This window comes from Moritella dasanensis ArB 0140 (assembly GCF_000276805.1).
Classification (GTDB): Bacteria; Pseudomonadota; Gammaproteobacteria; order Enterobacterales; family Moritellaceae; genus Moritella; species Moritella dasanensis.
The window spans coordinates 25,461-50,471 of record NZ_AKXQ01000031.1 but is presented as its reverse complement, the minus strand read 5'-3'; the positions used below and the strand labels follow the sequence as shown (position 1 = coordinate 50,471).

The following is a 25,011-nucleotide window of genomic DNA, read 5'->3' as shown; positions in this document are numbered from 1 at the left end:
TGTAAAAAGTAAGCAAAGGCAATTGACGCACAGTATACCGTTGCTATGATGCTAATTACATAAAAACGTATTTAATATATGTATTAATTGAAGGGATATAATGAAAAACATTTTAACAGTTCTAATGATGGTATTCGCTTTCTCATTAGCGGCGCCTGACGTTCACGCTAAAAAATTCGGTGGCAGTAAGTCTTTTGGTAAAAGCTATAAAACAGCACCCCAAAAACAATCACCAGCGGCTGCGACGCCTGCTAAACCAGGTATGAGCAAAAAAGGCATGCTAGGCGGTATGCTTGGTGGCTTACTGATGGGTGGTTTAATCGCGTCTATGTTTGGTGGCGCTTTCGAAGGTTTCCAATTCATGGACATGATCATCATGGCTGGTGTTGCCTTCTTATTATTCCGCTTGTTCAAAGGGATGATGCGCGCTAAAGCAGCGTCACAACAAGGTGGACCACAGCCAGCATCTGGTCCTGCGTTTAGACAAGAAGCACAGCCTGACGCAACATTCAACACGGCAAGCCAAGGTGGCTTTGCGGGTGCAAACAATGACGTACCTTTTAACCTACCGGCTGATTTTGATTTGACGAACTTCTTAACTGGCGCTCGTAGCCATTATAAGACGTTACAGAAAGCGTGGAATGAAAACGATTTAGAAACAATCCAAGAATATGTTTCTATCGAACTTTACAATGAACTCCATGTGCAACGTAAAGAACTAGAAGGCGTACAACATACAGAAGTGATGTTCCTTGACGCTGAGTTAGTGCGTGCCGAGTCAACAGCATCACTTTCACAAGTCAGTGTTAAATTTAACGGTCGCTACCGTGATAGCCACGAAGATGTAGAAGCAGACATCGATGAAGTGTGGCATTTAGAACGAAACCTAACCCAGGCTAACGCGCCGTGGTTAATTACCGGTATCGAGCAGTAATCAGGCTTATTTACTCATTTAATACGACAAAGGCGGCTAATCACCGCCTTTTTTGATCTCGAAATATAACTCTAGTAGCGACAAGTGTTTTGCTCTAGCGAATTAAACTTAACACTGCTATGATCCGCCTATAAAACAAATCGATAGGAATTATAAACATGGCTTCACTACAAGATCAGCTTTTAAAAGCCGGCTTAGGCGATGAAAAAAAAGCGAAAAAGATTCGTAAAGAAAAAAATAAAACCAATAAAGCAGTACGTAAAAATCAGCAAAGTGCCGACACGACTTTGCAAGATGAGATCAAAATTAAAAAAAATGCGCAAGCAGAACTAGACGCAGCACGTAATAAAGCAATTCAAGAACAAATTGAGCTGAAATCAGAGCATGGTAAAGTGAAGCAAATGATCCAACAGCTTCATATCACTGATTTTATCGGTGAGCTTTCATTTAACTACGTATTGGATAATAAAGTTAAAACATTATCAGTTGATCAACCAAGCTACAACGCATTAACCAGAGGCCAAATTGGTTTATGTGTACTAGAAGGTAAGTCTTATGTGATGCCTGGTATTGCAATAGAAAAAATCAGAGCGGTTGATGAAGCCTACGTACTTGTATTGAACGAGAATACCGCGACAGAAGTTGACGAAGATGACCCGTACGCAGATTTCGAAATTCCAGATGACTTAATGTGGTAATCACGCTCATTAATTAGTCTTTGTTATCCCGCTTAAAATAAACCTGGTGTTAATTTTTAAGCGGGATGATCATAATGTAATTCCTATCTCGACTATTTCTGTTAACCACATCGAATCTGGTTATTAATCCCGCTCAAAAGTAGACTATTTGATTTAAGCGGCGAATAAACCTATCTGTTTATAAGACAATCTCATATAATTTATCTATCTACCTTACAATGAGTGATAGCCTTGCTAACTGAGAAAATTACTGCTGATAAACTTGTTCCTGTCTTTGACCTTGGCTCGCGCTGCAAACTTGAAGAGTTTGATACAGTAACGCGAGATCAATTGTTTCCTGAAAATAACGAACTGTTTGCGCTATTCCATAAGACTGCAACGGCTAAGTTACTTGTAGCAACAGATTTTGACGGTTTTGACCACATAAAATCATTCTCAGACATGTTGCAAAACATGCCAAATAAACGTGCTAAATCTATTTGTTATGTTGAAGATGTCACTAAAGTTGGCCGCGCACATGCATTTGAAATTTGGCGCGATCAAACAGGCCTGTTTAAGCAACTCATTGAACAAATTATTGCCACGGGTGAGATTGCTGAAGACCAGCTTAATTTATGCCTTATCAAGCCATACCCTCACCTTGTGCCACTGTTACGCAACCTCAACGAATTTAATGTCGAGCAGGCGTTCAAAGTATTAGCGGATGAGCAATCCCCTACTACCAGTCTAATCAATGCAACAAACTTAGATGTAACGACCCTGTTTGGTAACTTAGATACGCTGTATAAAAACAGCAGTTATACCAGCAGCGTAGCGCAGTTAATACCAGGTCTGTTACATCAAGCCCATGGCGGCTACATCGTGATCAAGATCGATGAGTTTATTAGTAACTCCGCCTTATGGTATCAATTGAAATCAGTGATCAAACAAGGGTCTTTGAACTGGCAGTCGAGTAATAAAACCGTTCAAACAGAGCTAAAACCAGATCCAGCACCTATCGACGTTAAAGTTATCTTAGTTGGTGACCGACTCGCGATAAGTCAACTGGCTGAAGGTGAAAGAGAATTATCAAGTATTGCCAGTTCATTCATTGATTTTTCTACTGAGTTTAATCTCAGCGAGCAACACATAGCCAACTATATCGGTTATATTAAATTATTGATTACAGACGCTAAACTGCTAACTCTTTCAAGCAGCGGCCTTAAACGCCTTTTACAATTAAGCAGTCGTTGGTGCGAGCATAATAACTACCTGAGTCTTAACGAAGCCAAGTTATTAACCTTATTAAGCTATTGCCATCAAATTGCATTAACGAACCAGTTAGATCATATAGACAGTGACACCATCAATACCGTGTTATCACTGCAACATGAAGCGCTGAATGGCCATATTCGTATGAGTAACGAAGGTATTATCGAAAAACAAATTATCTTAGAAACTCATGGCAGTAAAGTTGGCCAAATTAATGGTTTATCTGTGCTTGAAATAGATGGCCATCCCGAGAGCTTTGGTGAACCAATCCGTATTACCGCGACAGGTCACCTTAATGGCGATGGCGATATCTCTGATGTCGAGCGTAAAGCTGAATTAGCGGGTAACATTCACGCCAAGTCGATGATGATTATCCAGGGCTTTTTCACTCATACATTTGCCAAACCATTACCTTTACCTATCAGTGCAAATTTAGTATTTGAACAATCATATGGCGAAATTGATGGTGATAGTGCGGCCTTAGCAGGTACGTGCGCCTTGTTATCTGTACTGGCGAATCGACCAATAGCGCAAAACCTCGCGGTGACTGGCGCTATCGATCAATTTGGTACCGTGCTGGCTGTTGGTGGTATTAATGAGAAACTGGAAGGTTTCCTTCGCATCTGTGAACTCAATGGCCAAACAGATATGGGCGTTTTAATTCCCGCTGCGAATATAATCAATTTAAATTTAAGTGATAAGCTCATCACTGCCGTTAACAATGAACAGCTAGCTATCTATCCTGTTACCCATATAGATCAAGCGATTGAATTGTTAATGGACATCAAAGCCGGCAGTATTGACGAAGAAAAAACGCTCTACAATATCATTCATCAGATTGCTGAAGAAAATGACAAATTAGATGATGATGAACACGAGTTTGTCACCAAACTTAAACAATTGTGGGCTAACATCATTGGTAAACAGGGAAGTGACAACTGATTGGACTTGTTAAGCGTACACTTGTACGCTAAGATGACTTCAAGAAAAAAGGGATTATATTATGATAAATGAATTAGAGGTTGAAGTGGTATCTATGTCAGCAACAGAACGCAATAGCTTCGATAAAGAAGACTTAGTAAAATGTGGTAACGGTGAGTTATTCGAATCTGATATCCGTCTTCCAAAAGACAATATGCTGATGATGGATCGCATTCTAAACATTGACAGCACAAGCGGTGAATTCGGTAAAGGCGAAATCATAGCTGAACTCGATATTACACCTGATTTATGGTTTTTTGACTGTCACTTCGACAGTGATCCTGTAATGCCTGGCTGCTTAGGCCTAGACGCAATGTGGCAGTTAGTTGGCTTCTTCCTTGGTTGGAATGGCGCTAAAGGTAAAGGACGCGCACTGGGTGTGGGTGAAGTTAAATTCACTGGTCAAGTATTACCAACAAACAAAAAAGTGACCTACAGAATTGTGATGAAGCGTGTTGTACTTCGTCGCTTAGTAATGGGTATTGCTGACGCAGAAATGCTTGTAGATGGTAAAGTCATTTACACTGCAAAAGATTTGAAAGTTGGTTTATTCCAAGATACGACTGTATTTTAAGTTTTACGAATATAGAGTAATAAAAAAGCCCCATTATTTGGGGCTTTTTTGTGTCTGTTCTATTTATCTTTAATTAATTTTTCTTCTTTCAGATCAACAAGATTAATCATAGCTCTTTGCCCTGTTGCATGCCAAAAGTTTCTGCTTGAAAATGTACCGCCATTGTATATTTTGTGCTTGCCATCCTCTCGTGCAAAATTTGTAATATTTGCACTTAGTTTATCCTTCATCACAGTATTAAGCCGTTTCCCTTCATGCGTTAACATGACAACAAAGGCGCGATATGATGTTTGGGTAGAGCCTAATGTTGGTTCTCTCTCTGTAAACTCAGGGCTGCTTTGCCACGCGTTATAAATAGTTTCGCTACCCATACCAGTATCCATATCCCAAACATTGCGATCTACGCCATCTGGCGCGCTAATTAGCCCCATAAGGTAAAGTTAGATAGGGGCGAACTCACTTGAGTTTGTCAGCACACCGTCCACATTATCCCAATAAGAATAATAAGATTGATCAACAATGAATCGTAATCAGATATGATTGGATCGTATTTTGTGCGTTGGAATAAAGCGGCAGAATTGAAAGTGATTGATATTGAGTGAGATTGATTGATAGTACGCCGATGAGTATTATTTACGGTACCCATTAAACACGAAAACCCCCGTTAACTGGGGCTAAGCCTAATATAACGGGGGTAATAAGATCCTATATGGGCCTTTATTGTATTTATACTATTATTCTATTTATTGACGTTTTAATTTTCTGATTTGTTGTATTTTTCATTTGTGAAGTGACTATTTAATCAGGAGCCCTGTACCTCGGCTCTCTTGTGCTTCACGCCACCCACCTAACCATTGTCCTCGCGAATCCGCACTTTGAAATGGACAAACTTCATTCGAGCGACCCGCTGAACCAGCCTGATAGCCTTTCGAATATGCTCTTTCCAAACGATCTCGTTTCTGTCTCTTCATTCTAGATTCCTCAAAAAATGTATAACTTAAAGCTGAGACTTTCCATGCCTCTATTAACTAATAGATTAAGATATTCAACAAATCAAATAAAAAAGGCACAGTAATTAAATTACTGTGCCTTTAAGAAACATAAAAACGATGTTTTCGCTTAACGATTAACGTTTAAAACGACGGAATAACAACATCATAGTCGGTAGTAGTACAAACCAACCCATGCCTGCGCCACTACGTTCGTAAGGTTCATCAGCTTTAATCGGACATTGAGATGAATTATCAAAATCAGTTAAATCAGCTTGAGTAACTGTCATCGATAACACAACTGGTGTTGATCCAACTCGATTCTTATAGTTTTCTGCGTTACCATAATCAAAACCATTAGCAACAATAGTATAAGTATCACTGTTGTTATCACTGATACTTATTGCATTGACGAAGCGATATTTAATCGGCCCGTCGGCTGGGTTTTCATTTATTGATTTACAATATAAGTCATCTAAATATACTGATTTATCGAGTTTATAATCATACACAAATGCACTTTGAAAGCGCGCTGAGCCTTCTGCTGTAGGAGACGTTTCACCACGAGCATCACGCCAACCAACAACTAAACCGTCATTATTAATTTTACTAACTTGTGAGTTAGCGCCTTTAATCGGATTATCTTTAAGTGGATAGTCTGTTTTGCCACTCGCTACGTTATAAGTATAGAACTCAGTTGCATAGCTTCTATTTTGAGGTAGATTGTAGGTACGGTTACCAACGACAATAAACGCTTGTGAAGGGTCATCGGTACCTGCTGCATCTACAAATGTAGAACTAGCCTCAACAAAAGTTTTATCAGTAATGTCTACCGCAACAGTGTCACGTATAACATTATCATAATCACTACCAGTATCCGTTTTAGGCTTTTTAATCTCAGTCATAGCAAAAGAAAGCTGATCAGTACCGCTTACCGTTGGCTTGAAAATGGTTGCGCGTGCACGCCCGCCACTTGTCGAAGAATAGATCTGCTGCGTAGAAAAACCAACAGAAAAACCTGATGTATTTATCGCATAAGCATTAGCAATAAAAATAGCATCACCACCAGTACCTATCCAATTTGTCGCAGAATCATTTGATAAGTATGCGATAACGCTACCATCATCATTCCAGTAACTTGCTTGTAAATCAAAACCAGGACAGTTATAAAGATCATCATAGTCATAACGATCATCATCAATTGAATAATTAAAACAATAATCGAAACGACTTTGATCATCAGCATTAGCCCACTGAACACTCGCTTGTCCTACAATAAGCGTTTTAGGAGAAAATGTACCATTGTCACCAGTTAGACTTACTTTAGCAAAGTCATGCGCGGCACTAAAACCGCCCTTATCGTCAAAACCTAAAGGGACAAGTGGAATATCATTATAAAAACCACGTCTAACAATCTTAGATCCAGACTCAGTAGCATAACCAGCCTGATTATCAGATGTCATTGCTGTAATCTTACGAGACTCAGTTAAGAGGCTAGGAATGGCAATATCCGTACCATCTACAGATGTTTTAGATTCAGATTCGTAAGGACCGTTAATACCAGCATAAGTAGATAAGATATTACGACGCCAAACAAAAAATCCGTCACTACCTCCAGACCCTGTTCCATCCCAAAACATATAACAGACATCATCGTCATAAACGCAATATTCGTTATATGTCCACGGCGCACCAATATCATACATAAATGGCTGTGCATATGTGTTGGTATTAATCGCAGTAGTTGTTGCAGTTGCAGCACTTGATGTATCCATAGCTGATACAAATGGTCCAAATCTACTGCTGTCTTCTAGAACTGCAATAGGCGGATCACTAAAGACGACCGCCATTGCATTCGAGCAGAATAAGAGACTAATAATCCCTGCTAATTTAGTCTTTTTTAATTGCATTGTTTTATTACTTCCTTAGCCTTTCATTTCTTCTAGCTCTTCCCAACGAGCGAAAGCGGTCTCTAGTTCTTGCTCTTTACTTGCAAGTTTTTCAAGCATGACTTTCGATTCATCAGCTGGCTTATTAAAGAATTCAGGTTGATTAATTTCAGCTTGCAATGTTTCAACTAATGCTTCTAGTTGCTCCATTTTTGCAGGCAGTTTTTCGAGTTCAACTTGTATGTTATACGGCAGTTTTTTAGTCTTAACTGCTTTAGCTGGCTTCTCTTTTTTTACTGATTTTTCAACGACAGCAGCTTTTGGTATTGCTGACATAGAGATTGTATTTGCTTGTTGATTCTTAGCATCATGGTAACCACCAACAAAGTTAGTGATGTTACCTTCACCATCAAACATCCAGCAACTTTCTACTGTGTTATCGATAAAGTTACGATCATGGCTTACTAATAATAACGTACCCTGATAATTGGCAAGTAATTCTTCTAAAAGTTCCAATGTTTCGATATCTAAATCGTTGGTTGGTTCATCCATAATCAAAAGATTAGATGGTTTTAGGAATAATTTTGCTAATAATAAACGATTACGTTCACCACCAGACAATACTTTTACCGGTGTACGTGCGCGTTGTGGGTGGAATAAAAAGTCTTGTAAGTAACCAAGTGCATGACGCGGTTTACCATTTACTACAACTTCTTGTTTACCGTCAGCTAAGTTGTCGATTACTGTTTTTTCTAGATCAAGCTCTGTACGATGTTGATCGAAGTAAGATACTTCTAATTTAGTACCACATTTGATGATACCAGCTTGTGGTTGTAATTCTTCAAGCAATAACTTGATTAATGTACTCTTACCACAACCGTTTGGACCAACGAATGCAATTTTATCGCCACGCATGATGTTAAAGGTAAAGTCTTTAACAATTTGCTTGTTCTCGAAACCGTAAGATACGTCTTCACCTTCAAAGATACGTTTACCTGAACGTGATGTTTCATCAACACTAATTTTGGCTTTACCTTGTACGTTCAAGCGATCACTACGTTCGTTACGCATTTCTTTCAGTGCTTTAACGCGACCTTCGTTACGTGTACGACGGGCTTTAACACCTTGACGGATCCACACTTCTTCTTGTGCTAAACGCTTATCAAATAATGCATTTTGTTCGTCTTCAACACGTAGTGCTTCTTCTTTGCCAACGATGTATTCATCGTAGTTACCAGGGAAAGACATTAAGTTACCGCGGTCGATATCAATAATACGTGTTGCCATAGAACGAATGAAACTTCTATCATGGCTTACGAAGATAATAGTACCGGCGAAATCTTTTAAGAACTCTTCTAACCACAAAATAGATTCAATATCCAAGTGGTTGGTTGGTTCATCAAGTAATAAGATATCAGGCTTGCTTGCTAGTGCACGTGCTAATGCCGCACGACGTAACCAACCACCCGACAAATCATCAAGCATCATATCAGCGTCTAAATCTAAACGTGTCAATACTTGTTCAATGTTTTGCTCAAACTCCCAACCGTTACGGTTATCAAGTTCTTCTTGTAAACGCATCAATTTATTTAATGCTTTTTCGCTGTAATCTTCACCCACAAGGATCGCTTGGTGATGGTAGTCTTTTAGCACTTGGCCGATGTCAGCTAGACCACCCGCAACAAAATCAAAAATGGTCACGCCACTTACTTTTGGTGGATCTTGCTCTAAACGAGAAACAACAGCATCTTGTTCTACTCTAAGGACACCATCGTCAAGTTGAATTTCGCCACCAATAACTTTCATCATTGTTGATTTGCCTGCACCATTACGTCCCACAAGACATACGCGTTCTTTGCGTTCAAATACAGCATCAGCATGATTTAATAACGGTAGGTCGCCAAAGGCAAGACAAGCATTTTGTAACGTGATAACAGCCACGGTAATTCCTTAATAAAATAATGTATTGTTGCTTCGCTGAAAATTCATATACGAAGACACAAGCAGTTAGTGAGATTCTAACATAAAGTTGTAAAATAGAAAAAATCCGAGCCTAACTATTTCATTTAAAAGGGAACAGAAATTCACCTTGTAATTGAAAGCGGCTCGGATTTAATCAGATAAATCAGTCTTTCTCGATAAAGTCGGCTAATTCTACAGCATCAAATGGCCAACCGATTTCCTTATCGTTGTCGTTGTTCTTAATCACCGGTATGCGAATGCCATAAAGAGCAACATTCGCTGAATCGTGAATAATTTCAACTTGTGTCATTTCCGTTACTAAGTCTTGCGCTATAATAAGTGCCCAAGCTTGTTCACACAAATGACAACCTTCTGTGGTGTAGAATGCAAACTTAGTCATTAGCCTACTCGTTTTACAAGCCAGCAGTTATTGATGTTCTTGTTACGCGCGAAATCTTTAGAACGATTTTGTTCGGTAATATTTGTCGCTTTCAAGCCTAGTTTCTCTAACGCTTCAGTATCTAATTTGAAGTTACGTTTGTTATTAGAGAAAACAATTTCACCACGTGCAGAAAGAATGTTTTCTAACCACGTGAATAATTGAATATGATCACGTTCAACATCAAAGCTATCTTCCATACGCTTTGAATTTGAGAATGTTGGTGGATCAATAAAGATAAGGTCAAACTTGTCTTCACAACGTGCCAACCAAGCTAAGCAATCCGCTTGTACAACTTCGTGCTTACGCATACTGATGTTGTTTAATTCGAAGTTACGTTTAGCCCAATCAAGGTAAGTATTAGACATATCTACCGTTACAGATGACTCTGCGCCACCCAAGATAGCATGTACACTCGCACTACCCGTGTAAGAGAACAAGTTTAAGAAACGTTTACCAGCACTCATTTTACCAATCATCTGACGTGTTAAACGGTGATCGATAAACAGACCTGTATCTAAGTAATCTTTCATGTTCACTTCAAATTCAGCGCCGTATTCATTTACAGTGAATACAGACTTAACTTGTTGTAATTTTTCGTACTGGTTATTACCTTTCTGCTTTTGACGTACTTTCAATACCAATTTGTTTGGATCGATACCAGTCACATCAAGCGTTACAGCAACGATATCCATGATACGTTGTTTCGCTTTTTGCTCAGGTACGTCTTTTGGTGCTTGATATTCTTGTACCACAATCCAATCACCATACATATCGATAGCGGCATTGTAGTTTGGTAAATCAGCATCGTATAAACGGTAGCAGTTAACGTTTTCTTTTTTAGCCCATTTGGTCAACAGTTTGATGTTTTTCTTCAAACGGTTACGGAAGTCTTCGGCGAAACCAGGGGTCATTTGCGTTTCAACATGCGCTTGCACTTGACGTGCAACCGATGAAATTTGGTAAAGCTTAAGGAAACACTCAAGGCCACCATTAAACAATTTGTATTGTTTATTGGCACGCATACCTAAACGAGATAGCAAATCAGGGCTTGATGAGAAAAACGCAACGTGCCAGCCAGAAAACTCACTCTTTAATCGCTCACCCAGTACTTGGTGTAACACAATTAGTTCTGGTTGTTCACCCATACGCTCACCATAAGGAGGGTTACAAATTAATGTACCTTCGCTGGTGAAATCGTTAACGAGGTTTTTAGCGTCACCCACTTCCAGTTCAATCACGTGTTCTAGACCCGCAGCTCGCACGTTGGCTTTAGCTTGGTCAAGTACACGCCAGCTTTTATCAAAGCCGTAAACTTTAAGATCAGTACCCGCGATGTTTTTGCGTGCTTGATATTTAGCTTGTGCAACTAACTCTTCCCAGCCTGATTGATTATAATCATTCAGTTGTTGGAAACAGTAACGTGAACGTAAGATACCAGCAGGTACTTTAAGTGCCATTAACGCCGCTTCGATGAGTAATGTTGCAGAACCACACATAGGATCAACAAGTAAACCATCAGTGTAACCACTGCGTTTAATGATTGCGGCTGCTAAGTTTTCTTTCAATGGTGCCGCGCCGGTACCTTGACGGTAACCACGTTGATGCAAGCCATTACCGCATAAATCAAGAGACAGTGTCGCGTCTTCACGACGGATGTGCAGGTGAATACGAACATCCGGATCATTTTTAGCTACATTTGGACGGTCGCCCATCGATTTGCTAAAACGGTCAACAATACCATCTTTTACTTTCAACGCGCCAAACTGGGTATCGCGGATGCTGTCATTCGTGCCTGAGCAAGAAACAGCAAACGTTTTATCGATATCAAATATTTTGTCCCAATGCATGCCGGTTACCGCAAGGTATAGGTCTAATACATCGAAAATTTTGAATGTTTTTAATTGCAAGGTCACTCGAGATGCTAAGCGGCTCCACAAACAAATTTTATACGCTGTTAATTGAGTAGATTTAAATGCGACACCAGCCATTGTTTCACGGCAGTCTTGTGCGCCAAGTTCAATTAGTTCTTCTTTAAGTAGAAGTTCTAAACCCTTAGGAGAAGAAGCAAAATAAGTGTTGAGTGTAGTCAATTTGAAAGCCTATATTATTTCGAGATACTTCCTAATAAAAAAGAAAGTAAGCAATGTGATTATTAATGGGGGCGAACTATACCACGCGGCATTATAGTCGCATAGTCATGTTGGGGAAATTCTTAGATAAACAGGGGGTTTTTGCTAGATTATTGAAGGATTAAGCTATGCCATGATCTGAACGAAGGAAAAAGAATCATCTGTTAATGCTTTTGATACAGTATTTTGTAGTTGTACACGATCGTTCATCACCCGGATAACATCAAATTTAACTAATGTTTTGGAATCAGAAAGTTCTACGGTGTCTTCTAACAGCATACACATGGATACGCGTTCATCTGCTTCGAGTATCACAAACTGAACATTATCGCCTTTTAAAGACAAGGTAATAAGGTCACCAGTACTAAACGAAACATCAGAGTATTTATAATCAAAGAACCAGCTTTGCGGCATTTTTATTTTTTGAAAACGTAAATTAGTCACCGCGTTTAATGCTATTTGTACTTTTTCAGGCACACTAAAGGCTAAATCTTTTAGCGCCTCTAAGAAATAGTAATAATAGCTTGAATCTTCTGCGCAAAAGTTAACACGACCTTTGCACAAATTATTCATATTCCGCTTATTTAAATGACACGACATTGCAAGTCCATCGGATAGTTGAATCACGATACTTTGACTTGCGCAGTCATATTTCCAATACCACTTATTGCTTGGTTCTAGTAACATCCTGATACCAGTAGTGTAATTAACTGTCTGCTAGTTTAACTACACCCCATCCATATGTAAATACCCTTATCAGAAATATAGACTAAAACCAAGTATAAAGTTATAAACTTTTGACAATCTTTTTAACTAATTTAGGCCCTTTGTAGATAAATCCACTGTACACCTGTACTAATTCTGCGCCGGCAACAAATTTTTCTTTTGCTGACACAACAGAGTCGATACCGCCTACCCCGATAATCGGTAATTGACCATCAAGCAATACTGCAAGTTTACGCACAATTTCTGTACTTGCATGTTGAACTGGACGACCACTTAGGCCACCGGCTTCACACGCATGTGGCATATCATGGACTAATGTTCTGTCTAATGTCGTATTTGTCGCAATAACACCATCCATTTTATACTTAACTAATGACTCAGCAACTTGCGCTAACTCATCATCGGTTAAATCAGGTGCAATTTTAACGGCTAACGGCACATATTTTTCATGTGTTTTCGTCAGTTCAGATTGGCATTCTTTAAGACAGCTTAATAAACTATCCAATGCTTCACCATACTGTAACGTACGTAACCCTGGTGTATTTGGTGACGAGATATTAATAGTAATATAAGACGCGTGCTGGTAAACCTTATCCATACAAATAAGGTAATCATCGTTACCCTTTTCGATTGGCGTATCTTTGTTTTTACCAATGTTTATACCTAAAATACCTTTGTATTGCGCATTTTTAACGTTTTCAACAAGCGCGTCTACACCGGCGTTATTAAAGCCCATACGGTTAATAATCGCTTCAGCTTCGGTAATACGGAATATACGCGGCTTTTCATTACCAGCTTGTGGAAGCGGTGTAACGGTACCCACTTCAATGAAACCAAATCCCATTGCCGCAAACGCGTCAATGCATTCACCGTTTTTATCAAGGCCAGCAGCTAAACCAACTGGATTAGGAAACTCCAGTCCCATTACCGTGACTGGTTTGCTCGGTAATTTCTGCGAATATAAGCAACTTAAAGGAGTAGAACCCGTTAATTTTAAGCCTTTAATTGTCATTTCATGCACTACTTCTGGGTCTTGCATAAAGAAAAATTCACGTGCAATACGATATAACATTTTCTATTCCTCATAAAAAAGCACTGTATCAACAGTGCTTCATAATTAAATCATTTTAATTGAGTGCTTACGCATATATCAATTTACTCGTTAGCTCGCATTTCTGCAGCTTAAGTGAAGTAAATTCAATTCTCGTAATGCAACTGAGAATTTAGCAAACTCATGCGAAGAACTCATATTAAAATCAGCTAACATTTGCAGCCAACGAACAACAAGCGCGTCATGATCAGATAACCATTCGTCAATGATTATATCGCACTTACCTGTTGATGAACAAGTAGATAACACCACTGATGTTAAGCTACGTTGTTGTAGCGCAAGTTCTTCACGGAACGCGGCTCTTGCAAGTGCTTGCCAATGGTTAGCAACAGGTTGCAAGTTGATTTGATGCATAAAGTCATGCAGCTGGAGTTTGTTACCTAACGAGAAGAAAACAGATTGTACTAAAGACATTGGTACTTGATGTTGTTTACACAAGTCTGCAATATCAAATACCGAGAATAAAGTGTTCTGATGAACAATCTCATTAGCGATATCTGCAGGTACTGATTTTTCAATAAATGCATTAATACGTTTACTTTGTTTTTCTTTATCTGCGTCAACAAGTACTTGTTCGGTATTTTCTTTCATACCCTTATAAATAGGTTTATAGAAAGCAATCGTATCTGAAATACTCATGTTACGGTCACGGTAACGCACTAACCAACATGAAGCACGACGAATATAGCGGCGGCTTTCAAATAACATATCTAGCTGTGTTGAAGAATCAACCTTGTTATCTAACCCTGTCACGATGTCCCACATGTTTTCCATGCCGATAACATGCTTAGAAATAACGAAACATTTTGCAATTTCGACAACCGTTGAACCAGTTTCGTCTTGCATACGACCAACAAAGTTCAAGCCCATGTCATTAATGATTTCATTGGCAAGCTGTGTTGCAATGATTTCATTTCTAAGTGGGTGATCTTGCATTTGTACTTTGTACTTGTCTTGTAGCAACTGCGGGAACGCAGTGATAAGCAATTCAGATAAGAATTCGTCTTCAAATACTTCAGGGCAATTGAGTTGTTCTTTTAACTGCATTTTTGCGTATGCAAGTAAAACTGCAAGCTCTGGTCGTGTTAACCCTTCATTTTTACCGAGTCGTTCAGCCAATTCATCTTCACTTGGTAAGAACTCAAGTTGACGATTTAACTTACCACTACGTTCAAGCATTTGGATGAAGCGAATTTGTTCTTTTAACTGTTCTGCTGCACGTGTTTGCGTAACAGATACCGACAATGTTTGCTTGTAAGCATTGTTTAATACAATTTCAGATACTTCATCTGTCATTGAGTACAACAGTTCATTACGTTGCTTACGCGTCAAGTCACCGCTACTAACGATACTGTTAAGTAAGATCTTAATGTTTACTTCATTATCTGAGCAATCTACACCACCCACGTTATCAATGAAGTCACTGTTAATGCGACCGCCATTCCTGCCGTATTCAATACGACCAAGTTGTGTACAACCTAAATTACCACCTTCACCAACAATCTTAACGTTAAGTTCACTGCCGTTAATACGGACATGATCATTGGCACGATCGCCAACATCATTGTTTGTTTCTGTTGCTGCTTTAACATAAGTACCGATACCGCCATTCCACAGTAAATCGGCTCGTGACGTTAGAATCGCTTTGATTAAATCAGTCGGCGTCATTAATGATACTTTCGTACCCAACATTTTCTTAATTTCAGGCGTTAGTGTAATCGCTTTTGCTGAACGTAAGAAGATACCACTGCCTTTAGACATAATAGAACGATCGTAATCAGTCCAGCTTGAACGCGGTAGTTTAAATAAACGATCACGTTCTGCATAACTGGTTGCACAATCTGGGTTTGGATCGATGAAGATGTGCATGTGGTTAAATGCCGCGATTAACTTCGTGCTTTTTGATAGCAGCATGCCGTTACCAAATACATCACCAGCCATGTCACCCACCGCAATACAGGTAAACTCTTCTTCCTGACAGTTAATGCCCATTTCACGGAAGTGACGTTTAACCGATTCCCACGCACCTTTTGCGGTAATACCCATTTTTTTATGGTCATAACCCACTGAACCACCTGATGCAAATGCATCACCTAGCCAGAAGTTGTACTCATCACTGATCTCATTGGCGATATCAGAGAAAGTGGCCGTACCTTTGTCTGCTGCTACTACCAAATATGAATCCGCTTCATCATAGAAACGTACATTTGTTGGATGAACAAGTTCACCATCAACAATGTTATCGGTGATATCAAGTAAACCACGGATAAATGTACGGTAACATTCTTTACCAATATTGAATGCTTCATCACGGCTGTGGCTAGGTTGAATTTGTTTACAAACAAAACCACCTTTAGCACCAACAGGCACAATGACGGTATTTTTAACTTGCTGTGCTTTTACGAGGCCAAGCACTTCAGTACGGAAATCTTCACGACGATCAGACCAACGTAAACCACCACGGGCTACTTTACCACCACGTAAATGTACACCCTCAACCTGCGGTGAATACACAAACACTTCAAATTTTGGCAATGGTAATGGCATGTCAGGGATCAGTGACGACTCAAACTTAAATGAGATATAGGCTTTACTTTTATTTGCTGTTTTTAATCTTGAATCAACTTGATAGAAGTTAGTACGTGATGTTGCCGTGATAAGGTCGATGAAACGACGAATAATACGGTCATCATCCAAGTTGTTCACTTTTTCAAGTTTCGTTTCAAAATTAGCAATGATATCTAGGCTATCAATTTCACCTTGGTCCATTGCAAATTTTTGATGGAAATAGCAATACAAACTATTGGCCAATTCCGGTAATGACGCTAAGGTATTCTCGATATAAGCTTGGCTAAAGTTGTTACCAATTTGACGCATGTATTTAGCATATGATCTTAATACCGAGATTTGACGACCTGATAAATTAGTTTTAAGTACTAATTTATTAAAACCATCATTCTCTAAACGATTTTCCCATACTTGATGGAACGTCGACATAAAGTCAGCACTACGTTCAGTCGTATCCAGTACGTTATCACCGGTATAAAGCATGGTGAAATCGAGTACCCAATATATCGTACCGTCTGCTGTTTTTACTTTAAACGGTGTTTCGCCAAGTACTTTTAAACCCATGTTTTCTAACATAGGTAATACATCTGACAAATGGATTGGTTGGTCTTTATGGAATAATTTTAGACGTACGTGGTTAGAGTCATGTTGCTCTTCTTGCGCACGGTAGAAAATCATTTCAAGTTTGTGCTCAGTCGACAGTGTTTCTAACTTGATAATATCAGCTACTGCAGAGTTAGGTAACACATATTCTTTATACGACTGAGGGAAAGCATGAATGTACTTCTCAGATAAAGAACGGCCTTTCTCTTCACCGTAATGACTAACGATCGATGTTTTTAATTTATCATTCCACGACTTAGCCGCTTCAGTTAAGTTCTGCTCAATTTCAGCTAGATTTACTTGTACTTCTTTTTCATTCTGATCAACATGTACAATATATTGTGTTCTAGCCATATTACCTTCAGAGAAATAGGTATTAAATTCAACTTCTTTATCACTGCCTAAATAGTCAGCCAGTACTTGCTGGGTCTTCTCACGTAAGTGCGTGTTGTAACGTTCTTTCGTCACGTAAACCAGACAAGAATAATAACGACCGAATAAGTCTTTTCGTACAAACAGTTTAACCTGATCGCGATCTTGCATGTGTAAAACACCCAAAGCACAATGCAAAATATCTGCTTCGCTCGATTGGATCAATTCATCACGCGGATAGGTTTCTAAAATGTTTAACAATGCTTTATATGAATGATTTACAGGGTTGTAACCAGACGTATCAAGTACACGTTTAATTTTATCGCTGATAAGCGGAATATCAATGGCGCTGCTGTTATAAATTGATGACGCGTATAAACCAATAAAACGCTCTTCACCAATTACATTATTATCTTCATCGAATATTTTAATGCCGACATAATCGATATTTGCAGGTCTGTGTACGCGAGATTTAGCGTCACTCTTGGTTAAAATAAGGGTGTTTTGAGATAATACTTCACGTTTGGCGTCAGAGGATAAATTAGATAAGCCATAACCTTGGTTATTGACCGAATTTTTCATGATACCTAAACTTGAATCACAATCAGGCGTGATAACATAGTCACCCTTTACCGGTTCGATATCGTAACGACGGTAGCCGAGCAAGGTGAAATTGTGATCAGCTAACCATGCTAAGAACTTAAGTGTATCAGCATAGTCGATACCTTTTTTCTTTGGCTTTGCAGACAGCTGTTCAATAACAGCAAGTAACTTATCATGCATTGGAGACCAATCATTAACCGCCAACGCAATCTCATTTAATACTGAAGCTAATTCAGCACTAATGGCATCTAATTTGCTGTTTTCTGTTTGACGATCGATTTCAATTAAGAATACGGTTTCAGAGGTAAAATTCTTGGCATTTTTAGGATTGGTTAGAATTTTGTTTACACGGCCATTATCATCTCGTTTCAAAGCAATTGGCTGATGTAACATCAAATGTGATATTACGCCAAGTCGAGATAAAGCCATCATGACCGATTCAGTCAAAAATGGTGAGTCAGCGACAATGATTTCAACAATCGTATGTGTTGACTGCCAACCATTAAGGCTAATTTCTGGGTTGTAAACACAAATGTCAGGGCCGTTATTATTACTACTATTTAATCTGTTCCACAAACTAATTGCAGCACAATACAGATCACTATCACTACGCGAAGAGAGATCTTCCTGCCTCATTCCAGCATATAATGCAGTGACAAACTGCTCGACTAATGTATTGCTTTTCGCATCTACTTTGGTCTTTACAAGGCTGATTACGTTTTCCAGTAACACAGGAATAGGCGTTTTATTCAACATACTAGCAATCCTTTAAATCTCGGTTTATTAAGTCTAGCTAAAAAAGTAACTTATGACGGTAATTCAGCGGGCATTCTAACATTAATATTTGTAATAAAAATGCTACAGAGGCAACAAGATAGAAAGATAAATGGAAGTTTTTAAGAATAAAACATTGATAAATTACTAAAAGTGGGTATATGACGCCAGAATTGGTCCATATACCCCGTTTTTATAAAACAATCGTTTAACTAAATGTTAAATTTGTTATGTTGCAGTCAGATTAGGCTAAAGCACGGTCAATCTTTTCGAACAAATCGGCGGCTAAAGCATCAATGTTACTTAATCGAACAAGTTGTGCTTTCATTAACCCTTGGCGTACTGAATCAAATTTCTTAAATTCAATAAGCGGTGTGATTAATCGTGAAGCAACTTGTGGGTTACTGCTGTTTAGCTGACACAGAATATCCGCTAAGAAAGCATAACCACTACCGTCAATCGCATGGAACGCTTTGGTATTGAGTGCAGAAAAACTACCTATTAATGAACGTGTTCGATTCGGATTAACTAAAGAGAAGCTACCATGTGTTAAGGTTTCTTTCACTACAGCTAGGCAGTTTTCACTCGGATTAAGACCAATTTGAATAAACCATTTGTCCATCACTAAACCGTCATGCGACCAAGTCGATTCAAATGCAGACATCATCATTTTAAGGCAAGGTAACTGCGCTTTGTTTGCCGCACTGATTGCCCCCATCGTATCGGTCATATTATCTGACTGTTCAAACTGTGCTAATACCAACTCGTTAACATTGGTTACATTTGCTAATGCGATATATTCCAGGCATACATTCTTTAATGAACGCATAGCAATATGATCGTGCGCTACTTCATACTTTCGGGTTGGCATATCGGCATACATAGCAGCACATGTCGTCGCTACATTCGTTGCAATTTGCGCCTTAATAAAACCAGTAACTGTTAACAATGCATCAACATCCACTTCAACAAACAAGCCCATTAAGCTGTTCGTTGATGGGAACTGTAGCATCTCCGCTTTCAACGCGGGGTCTAACTGCGCATTGGCAACCAAATCACGGAAAGCTTGGCCGAATTCAGCCGGTAACTCAAGCGCTTGCTTATCAGCAAGACGGGCAACATTTTCAACAACATGTTTATTAATTAATAACTGCGAAGCATCCCAGCGCGCAAAGTCATTCGTTGCATGTACCATCAGCATCGCAAGTTGCGCATTGCTGTAGGCATAATGCAGTTTAACCGGTGCAGAAAACTCTCTGAATAAACTTGGCACGGGTGCTGATGTCACATTGTCGAATACAAAGTCTTGTTGTTTATCAGTCAGGTTCAATACATGATGAACCGACTTCCCTTCAAAGGTTAAAGCGAGTTGATTACCCTGCTCGTCAAGTAACTCAATATCAACAGGGATATGTAACACTTGCTTCACTTTCTGGTCTGCAGTGCTTGGTGTATGCTGCTGCATTGATAACGTATACGTTTTAGTTTGTGCATCGTAATGATCCGTCACCGTTACTTCTGGTGTCCCAGATTGTGAATACCATTGCTTGAATAACGTCAGATCGACATCAGAGGCATCTTGCATTGCAGCAACAAAATCATCGCAGGTTACGGCTTGACCATCATGACGCTTAATGTATAAATCCATACCGGCACGGAAATTAGCTTCACCTAATAACGTGTGGATCATACGGATAACTTCAGCACCTTTATTATAAACCGTCGCGGTATAGAAGTTATTCATTTCGATAACGGAAGCCGGGCGAATTGGGTGCGCCATAGGGCCTGCATCTTCAGGGAATTGCGCTGAACGTAACACTTTCACATTTTGAATACGATTCACGGCACGCGAACCAAGATCAGAACTGAATTCTTGATCACGGAATACTGTTAAGCCTTCTTTCAAACTTAACTGGAACCAATCACGACAAGTAATACGGTTACCAGTCCAGTTATGAAAATATTCGTGCCCAATGACCGCTTCAATACCAAGGTAATCAACGTCTGTTGCACTTGCCGCATCAGCCAATACATATTTAGAATTGAATACGTTAAGGCCTTTGTTTTCCATTGCGCCCATGTTGAAGAAATCAACCGCGACAATCATGTACACATCTAGATCGTATTCTAAACCAAAACGATCTTCATCCCACTTCATTGATTTTTTAAGCGACTCAACAGCATGATGTCCACGTGACAGATTACCTTTATCAACAAATAGCTCTAACTTTACATCACGACCTGACGTCGTAATGTAGCTATCTCTTAATACATCAAAGTCACCCGCAACTAATGCGAATAAATACGCTGGTTTCGGGTATGGGTCACGCCATTGCACCCAGTGACGTCCATTATCGAGTTCACCACTGTCGACACAGTTGCCGTTAGATAATAGATACGGGAAAGCCGCTTTATCTGCTGTGATCTTAGTACTAAAAACAGCAAGTACATCGGGGCGATCAAGGTAATAAGTTATTTTACGGAAGCCTTCAGATTCACATTGCGTACAGAAAGCGTCTGCTGATTTGTATAACCCTTCTAAGCTGGTATTTTCCTGTGGGTTTACTTCGGTCTCAATGATAAGTACACATTCAGACGGTAAATCAGAAATAATAAGCTGATTGTCTTTCACTAAATAATTATCAATTTGATGACCGTCTATAGAAACAGCGAGCAAGGTGAGATCAACGCCATCTAATATAAGCGGATCGTTATGGCTACCACTACGACGCACCTTATTAATAGCGACAATTTTAGTTTTACTATCATCAAGGTTAAAGTCTAGATCAATATTATCAATGAAATAATTTGGGGCTGTATAGTCTTTTAAATGCTTGGCATTAGGCTTAACTGTCATTTATAGTCCTAATCTATCGACGGATAGAGACATAAAAAAAAGGAAAAAAAAGTGCAGCATCACGCTGCACTTGAAGTAAAAACGGAGGTAGTTTAGCTCGATTTACTTAAATCAATAGCAATGTTGGCGGCTTCTAATAAGAAGGCATCGTCAAACTCAAAGTCCTCAGGTTTATCATCAAATGATTTCACCGCAGGTAATTCTTTACGTACTAAACGCTCATTTAAACGTTTCAAACGAAGTGCTTCGTTTTCTTCACGTTCGGTAATACGCACAGACTCTTTTAAAGAAATTGTTTTACTATCAAGTTCCTGCTTATATTTAATAATATCGGCTTGGATATAACTAAATTCAGGGTTAGTTGCTACACGCTTATTATGACGTTCAGTTAACGTGTTCACACTTGATTGTATAACTAATGATTGCTGATAACTTGCTTTACGGATCTGATCCCAAGCCAGTGCATTATCTTCAATTGACTCACCGGTGTCTTCTGGTTGTACAGCCGACGGGAAAGCGATGTCTGGTAATACACCTTTTAATTGCGTGCTGCCACCGTTAATACGGTAGAATTTTGAAATAGTATATTGCACGCTGCCAATAGGCTTGTCATATAGATCATACAAACGCGCAAGTGTTCTGTGCTGTTGTACAGTCCCTTTACCAAATGTCTGTTCACCAACGACTAAGGCGCGACCGTAGTCTTGTAATGCCGCCGCGAAGATCTCTGATGCTGATGCACTATAACGGTTAACTAACACAACAAGTGGACCGTCGTAGTAAGTTTTGCCATCACGATCTTCAAGTACGTTGACTTTATTACGCGCATCTCGCACTTGTACTGTCGGGCCTGAATCAAAAAACAGACCTGAAAGTAAGTTAGCTTCTTTTAATGCACCGCCACCATTATCACGTAAGTCGACAATGATAGAACTAACCTTGTCTTCTTTGAGTTTGGTTAATTCAGTCAATACATTTTTAGTTAAGCCATCGTAGAAGCTTGGGATTTCGATAACACCCACCTTCTCACCATCAACATCGATCACTTTCGACTTTGCGGCGCGGTCTTCTAAACGCACTTTGTCACGAATGATTTCGACGATCTTGTGCTTTTCGCTTGCACCTTCACCACGAACGATTTCAAGGCGAACTTTAGTGCCTTTAGGGCCTTTAATTTTATCAACGACGTCATCTAAGCGCCAACCAACAATATCAACGATGGTCTTGTCATCTTGCGCAACACCAACGATTTTATCTTCGGCTTTTAATTGTTTGGTCGCATCAGCAGGTCCACCAGCAACTAAAGAGCGAATAACGGTATAATCGTCAATCGTCTGTAATACCGCACCAATACCTTCTAATGAAAGATTCATTTCGGTTTTGAAGCGGTCGGCGTTACGGGGGGATAAATAAGAAGTGTGCGGCTCGATACTACGTGCATACGAGTTCATCAATGTTTGGAAAACATCTTCACTCTGCGTCTGTTTCAGACGTTTGATAGCAGTATCATAACGCTTATGCAGTAATTTCTTTATCTCAGGCCAGTCTTTACCGGTTAATTTTAAATTAAGTGCTTCATACTTAACTTTTTGACGCCATAACTCATCAAGTTGTGCTGTTGTTTTAGCCCACTCTGACTCAGATGTATCGAAATAGTACTCATCATCTGTATCGAATTTAATTTCAGTGTCAAGCAAGGTTAATGCATAAGCAAAGCGTTCATAACGACGTTGTAAACCGACGGTATAAATATCATAAGCAGGGGCAAGACGACCTTGACGGAAATCATTCTTAAATGAAAGAGCGTATTTATTAAAACTATCTACATCACTTTGCAAGAAAATAGTACGATAAGCATCAAGGTGTTTTAAATAACGATCGAAAACTTCAACAGCGAAAGTGTCATCAAAATCTACAGATTTATAGTGAGAGCGCGTGAATAAATTGACGAGACGTTTACTTGCTTCAGAATGCTGAGCTTCTTGCTTTAATGTGGGGAGTTCTTGAATTGAAATAGCGGGTTCAAATGCAAACGCATGTGTGGCTAATAGTACCGAAGCACTGATAAAAGTTCTTTTTAAAACTTTTTTCATTAAAAATCCTTTTGAGAATAAGTAACGCTAAATTAATAATAGTCAAGTATTAGCTAAATTTCATATATTTAGCTAACACTCAACTATTAAAAATTCAGAACACTCTTATTGCTTTACACAAAAAGGTGCTCTCTTTTTACTTTTAGAGAAAGTCCTGATAGTAATTGAACTTGAACACCATCTTTAGATACTTCAACGATAGTTGCTTGTACCGGTGCTTTACCAATTACAACTTTGACTGCTAGACCTGATTTAAGTTCCGCTTCATTTACTGGGCGTTCAACTTGAATTGTAGGTTTTTGAGCTACTTTAGGTGCAGGTTTTTTAACTACTTTTTTAGGTGCACGTTTAACAGCAGGCTTATCCTTTTCAGCTTTAGCCTTCTGTTCTGCATTTTTCTTATTACGTTCAGCGAAGAATTTAGTTTTGCTTTCTTCAAGTGTTTTTTGTGCATGCTCGATATGCTCTGCATCTAAAACACCTGCTTCGTTGCCATCTAAGTCAACTCGTACAGCATCTTTTTTAGCGCCGTGAAGGTAACGCCAGCTTGCAGTATACTGACGAAGAGCCGTACGTAACAATGTTTTACTAACTTTAGAGTCTTCTTTTAGACGCTCAGCCAGATCTTGAAAAATGCCAATTTTTAGCGGTTTAGCTTCGCCTTTTGCAGTGAAACATTTTGGGAATATTTCTACCAAATAAGCGATAACTTCTTTGCTATTTTTTAGCTTTTCAATGTTTTCCATGAATGACCTTAAATTACTTCTAATTGTTCTGATATAACAAAACGTAATCTTGCTATATCGCATGTATAAAATTTATCGCTATTATAGAGCGATTGCAATTAAATGCTATCTTTAATCCGCCGTCATAACCCCAAAAGGTGTTAAAAAATAACTATTCTGGCTATTTTTTATGCTTTCATAAACAATAATTAACCGGATGAAAGATTAAGCAGCTTCTTTTTCTGAGGTGTTTTTTGCCGCCTTTTTAGCTTTAGGGGCCTTTTGTTCTTTCTCTTCTGGCGCTTTTAACTTACCGCCTTTTAAAATGTGCTGTAGTGATGTACTGTTTTGTGCCAGGTATAATGCTAACTCTTCAGTGAGGCGATCATCGATTTCAAGCGACGATGTGCTGATGAAGTCGGTAAGCCCCTCGGCAACATCCAACATTTTGTCATATGCATCAGCTTCTTTTTTACTTGTAGACGTCATTTTTTCCACACCATTTCGTTCAACTACATACTTTACTATTACGGCCATGAACCAATCCCCTAAATACACTGTATATTATGACAGTGTATTTAGTATTTACGATGAATTCAAGTCGTTGGCCATAAAATATGCTTGATTCAGTCCGGTATAAACAAAAACACCGTATTGTTTCTATATTCATGTAGCATAAATTAGTGATAGTGTTGATATTTGTAATAAAACAATGCTATTAATGAACACA

At 39.0% G+C, this 25,011-nt stretch carries 17 protein-coding genes; 4 read left to right on the top strand and 13 right to left on the bottom strand.

Features of this window, described 5'->3' with window-relative positions:
- Positions 1-100 precede the first annotated feature (100 nt).
- From A923_RS0119555 to fabA, 4 genes are all read left to right on the top strand, one after another.
- On the top strand, positions 101-934 hold the full coding sequence (locus A923_RS0119555) for a Tim44 domain-containing protein (RefSeq protein WP_017223386.1): 834 nt from the start codon (positions 101-103) through the stop codon (positions 932-934).
- A 158-nt stretch (positions 935-1,092) separates the two neighbouring features.
- Positions 1,093-1,632, top strand: a complete 540-nt coding sequence (locus A923_RS0119550; RefSeq protein ID WP_017223385.1) for a DUF2058 domain-containing protein — start codon at positions 1,093-1,095, stop codon at positions 1,630-1,632.
- Between the two features lie 231 nt (positions 1,633-1,863).
- The gene (locus A923_RS0119545) at positions 1,864-3,825 is read left to right on the top strand and encodes an AAA family ATPase (RefSeq protein ID WP_017223384.1); all 1,962 of its coding nucleotides are present in this window, start codon (positions 1,864-1,866) and stop codon (positions 3,823-3,825) included.
- A gap of 94 nt (positions 3,826-3,919) precedes the next feature.
- Positions 3,920-4,438 carry a bifunctional 3-hydroxydecanoyl-ACP dehydratase/trans-2-decenoyl-ACP isomerase gene (gene fabA / locus A923_RS0119540; RefSeq protein WP_033197667.1) on the top strand — a complete coding sequence of 173 codons (519 nt, stop codon included), beginning with the start codon at positions 3,920-3,922 and terminating at the stop codon, positions 4,436-4,438.
- A gap of 59 nt (positions 4,439-4,497) precedes the next feature.
- Here fabA and A923_RS0119535 read toward each other — a convergent pair whose 3' ends face one another.
- From A923_RS0119535 to A923_RS0119475, 13 genes are all read right to left on the bottom strand, one after another.
- Complete coding sequence (locus A923_RS0119535; protein ID WP_237716248.1) at positions 4,498-4,809, bottom strand: hypothetical protein; 312 nt, start codon at positions 4,807-4,809, stop codon at positions 4,498-4,500.
- A gap of 423 nt (positions 4,810-5,232) precedes the next feature.
- On the bottom strand, positions 5,233-5,409 hold the full coding sequence (gene rmf / locus A923_RS0119530; protein WP_017223381.1) for a ribosome modulation factor: 177 nt from the start codon (positions 5,407-5,409) through the stop codon (positions 5,233-5,235).
- A 155-nt stretch (positions 5,410-5,564) separates the two neighbouring features.
- Positions 5,565-7,337 carry a DUF3466 family protein gene (locus A923_RS0119525; protein ID WP_017223380.1) on the bottom strand — a complete coding sequence of 591 codons (1,773 nt, stop codon included), beginning with the start codon at positions 7,335-7,337 and terminating at the stop codon, positions 5,565-5,567.
- Positions 7,338-7,352: 15 nt separating this feature from the next.
- On the bottom strand, positions 7,353-9,257 hold the full coding sequence (gene uup / locus A923_RS0119520; protein WP_017223379.1) for an ATP-binding cassette ATPase Uup: 1,905 nt from the start codon (positions 9,255-9,257) through the stop codon (positions 7,353-7,355).
- A gap of 184 nt (positions 9,258-9,441) precedes the next feature.
- Positions 9,442-9,678: a glutaredoxin family protein gene (locus A923_RS0119515; RefSeq protein WP_017223378.1), complete on the bottom strand. Its 237-nt coding sequence runs from the start codon at positions 9,676-9,678 to the stop codon at positions 9,442-9,444.
- On the bottom strand, positions 9,678-11,810 hold the full coding sequence (rlmKL, locus tag A923_RS0119510) for a bifunctional 23S rRNA (guanine(2069)-N(7))-methyltransferase RlmK/23S rRNA (guanine(2445)-N(2))-methyltransferase RlmL (protein ID WP_017223377.1): 2,133 nt from the start codon (positions 11,808-11,810) through the stop codon (positions 9,678-9,680). The genes A923_RS0119515 and rlmKL overlap by 1 nt, the downstream gene beginning before the upstream one ends.
- Before the next feature lie 165 nt (positions 11,811-11,975).
- Entirely contained in the window at positions 11,976-12,536 is a 561-nt protein-coding gene (locus tag A923_RS0119505; RefSeq protein ID WP_026006372.1) for a cell division protein ZapC domain-containing protein, read from the bottom strand.
- Positions 12,537-12,636: 100 nt separating this feature from the next.
- On the bottom strand, positions 12,637-13,647 hold the full coding sequence (gene pyrD / locus A923_RS0119500; RefSeq protein WP_017223375.1) for a quinone-dependent dihydroorotate dehydrogenase: 1,011 nt from the start codon (positions 13,645-13,647) through the stop codon (positions 12,637-12,639).
- A gap of 90 nt (positions 13,648-13,737) precedes the next feature.
- A complete protein-coding gene (locus A923_RS0119495) occupies positions 13,738-18,588 on the bottom strand; it encodes an NAD-glutamate dehydrogenase (protein ID WP_017223374.1) in 4,851 nt (1,616 codons plus the stop codon).
- Positions 18,589-18,850: 262 nt separating this feature from the next.
- Positions 18,851-21,463 (bottom strand): aminopeptidase N, encoded by a 2,613-nt coding sequence (gene pepN / locus A923_RS0119490; RefSeq protein WP_017223373.1) that lies wholly within the window; start codon positions 21,461-21,463, stop codon positions 18,851-18,853.
- Positions 21,464-21,555: 92 nt separating this feature from the next.
- A complete protein-coding gene (gene prc, locus A923_RS0119485) occupies positions 21,556-23,556 on the bottom strand; it encodes a carboxy terminal-processing peptidase (RefSeq protein WP_017223372.1) in 2,001 nt (666 codons plus the stop codon).
- 113 nt (positions 23,557-23,669) lie between these two features.
- Positions 23,670-24,302, bottom strand: coding sequence for an RNA chaperone ProQ (gene proQ / locus A923_RS0119480; protein WP_017223371.1), 633 nt, complete (start codon positions 24,300-24,302; stop codon positions 23,670-23,672).
- Between the two features lie 204 nt (positions 24,303-24,506).
- Positions 24,507-24,818 carry a YebG family protein gene (locus A923_RS0119475; protein ID WP_017223370.1) on the bottom strand — a complete coding sequence of 104 codons (312 nt, stop codon included), beginning with the start codon at positions 24,816-24,818 and terminating at the stop codon, positions 24,507-24,509.
- Between the last annotated feature and the right edge of the window lie 193 nt (positions 24,819-25,011).

What these genes read in the sequence shown, in the direction of transcription:
- A923_RS0119555 (WP_017223386.1), top strand. Translation starts at nt 101, where the DNA reads ATGAAAAACATTTTAACAGTTCTAATGATGGTATTCGCTTTCTCATTA.
- A923_RS0119550 (WP_017223385.1), top strand. Translation starts at nt 1,093, where the DNA reads ATGGCTTCACTACAAGATCAGCTTTTAAAAGCCGGCTTAGGCGATGAA.
- fabA (WP_033197667.1), top strand. Translation starts at nt 3,920, where the DNA reads ATGTCAGCAACAGAACGCAATAGCTTCGATAAAGAAGACTTAGTAAAA.
- A923_RS0119535 (WP_237716248.1), bottom strand. Translation starts at nt 4,809, where the DNA reads ATGGGTAGCGAAACTATTTATAACGCGTGGCAAAGCAGCCCTGAGTTT.
- rmf (WP_017223381.1), bottom strand. Translation starts at nt 5,409, where the DNA reads ATGAAGAGACAGAAACGAGATCGTTTGGAAAGAGCATATTCGAAAGGC.
- A923_RS0119525 (WP_017223380.1), bottom strand. Translation starts at nt 7,337, where the DNA reads ATGCAATTAAAAAAGACTAAATTAGCAGGGATTATTAGTCTCTTATTC.
- A923_RS0119515 (WP_017223378.1), bottom strand. Translation starts at nt 9,678, where the DNA reads ATGACTAAGTTTGCATTCTACACCACAGAAGGTTGTCATTTGTGTGAA.
- A923_RS0119505 (WP_026006372.1), bottom strand. Translation starts at nt 12,536, where the DNA reads ATGTTACTAGAACCAAGCAATAAGTGGTATTGGAAATATGACTGCGCA.
- pyrD (WP_017223375.1), bottom strand. Translation starts at nt 13,647, where the DNA reads ATGTTATATCGTATTGCACGTGAATTTTTCTTTATGCAAGACCCAGAA.
- A923_RS0119495 (WP_017223374.1), bottom strand. Translation starts at nt 18,588, where the DNA reads ATGTTGAATAAAACGCCTATTCCTGTGTTACTGGAAAACGTAATCAGC.
- pepN (WP_017223373.1), bottom strand. Translation starts at nt 21,463, where the DNA reads ATGACAGTTAAGCCTAATGCCAAGCATTTAAAAGACTATACAGCCCCA.
- prc (WP_017223372.1), bottom strand. Translation starts at nt 23,556, where the DNA reads ATGAAAAAAGTTTTAAAAAGAACTTTTATCAGTGCTTCGGTACTATTA.
- proQ (WP_017223371.1), bottom strand. Translation starts at nt 24,302, where the DNA reads ATGGAAAACATTGAAAAGCTAAAAAATAGCAAAGAAGTTATCGCTTAT.
- A923_RS0119475 (WP_017223370.1), bottom strand. Translation starts at nt 24,818, where the DNA reads ATGGCCGTAATAGTAAAGTATGTAGTTGAACGAAATGGTGTGGAAAAA.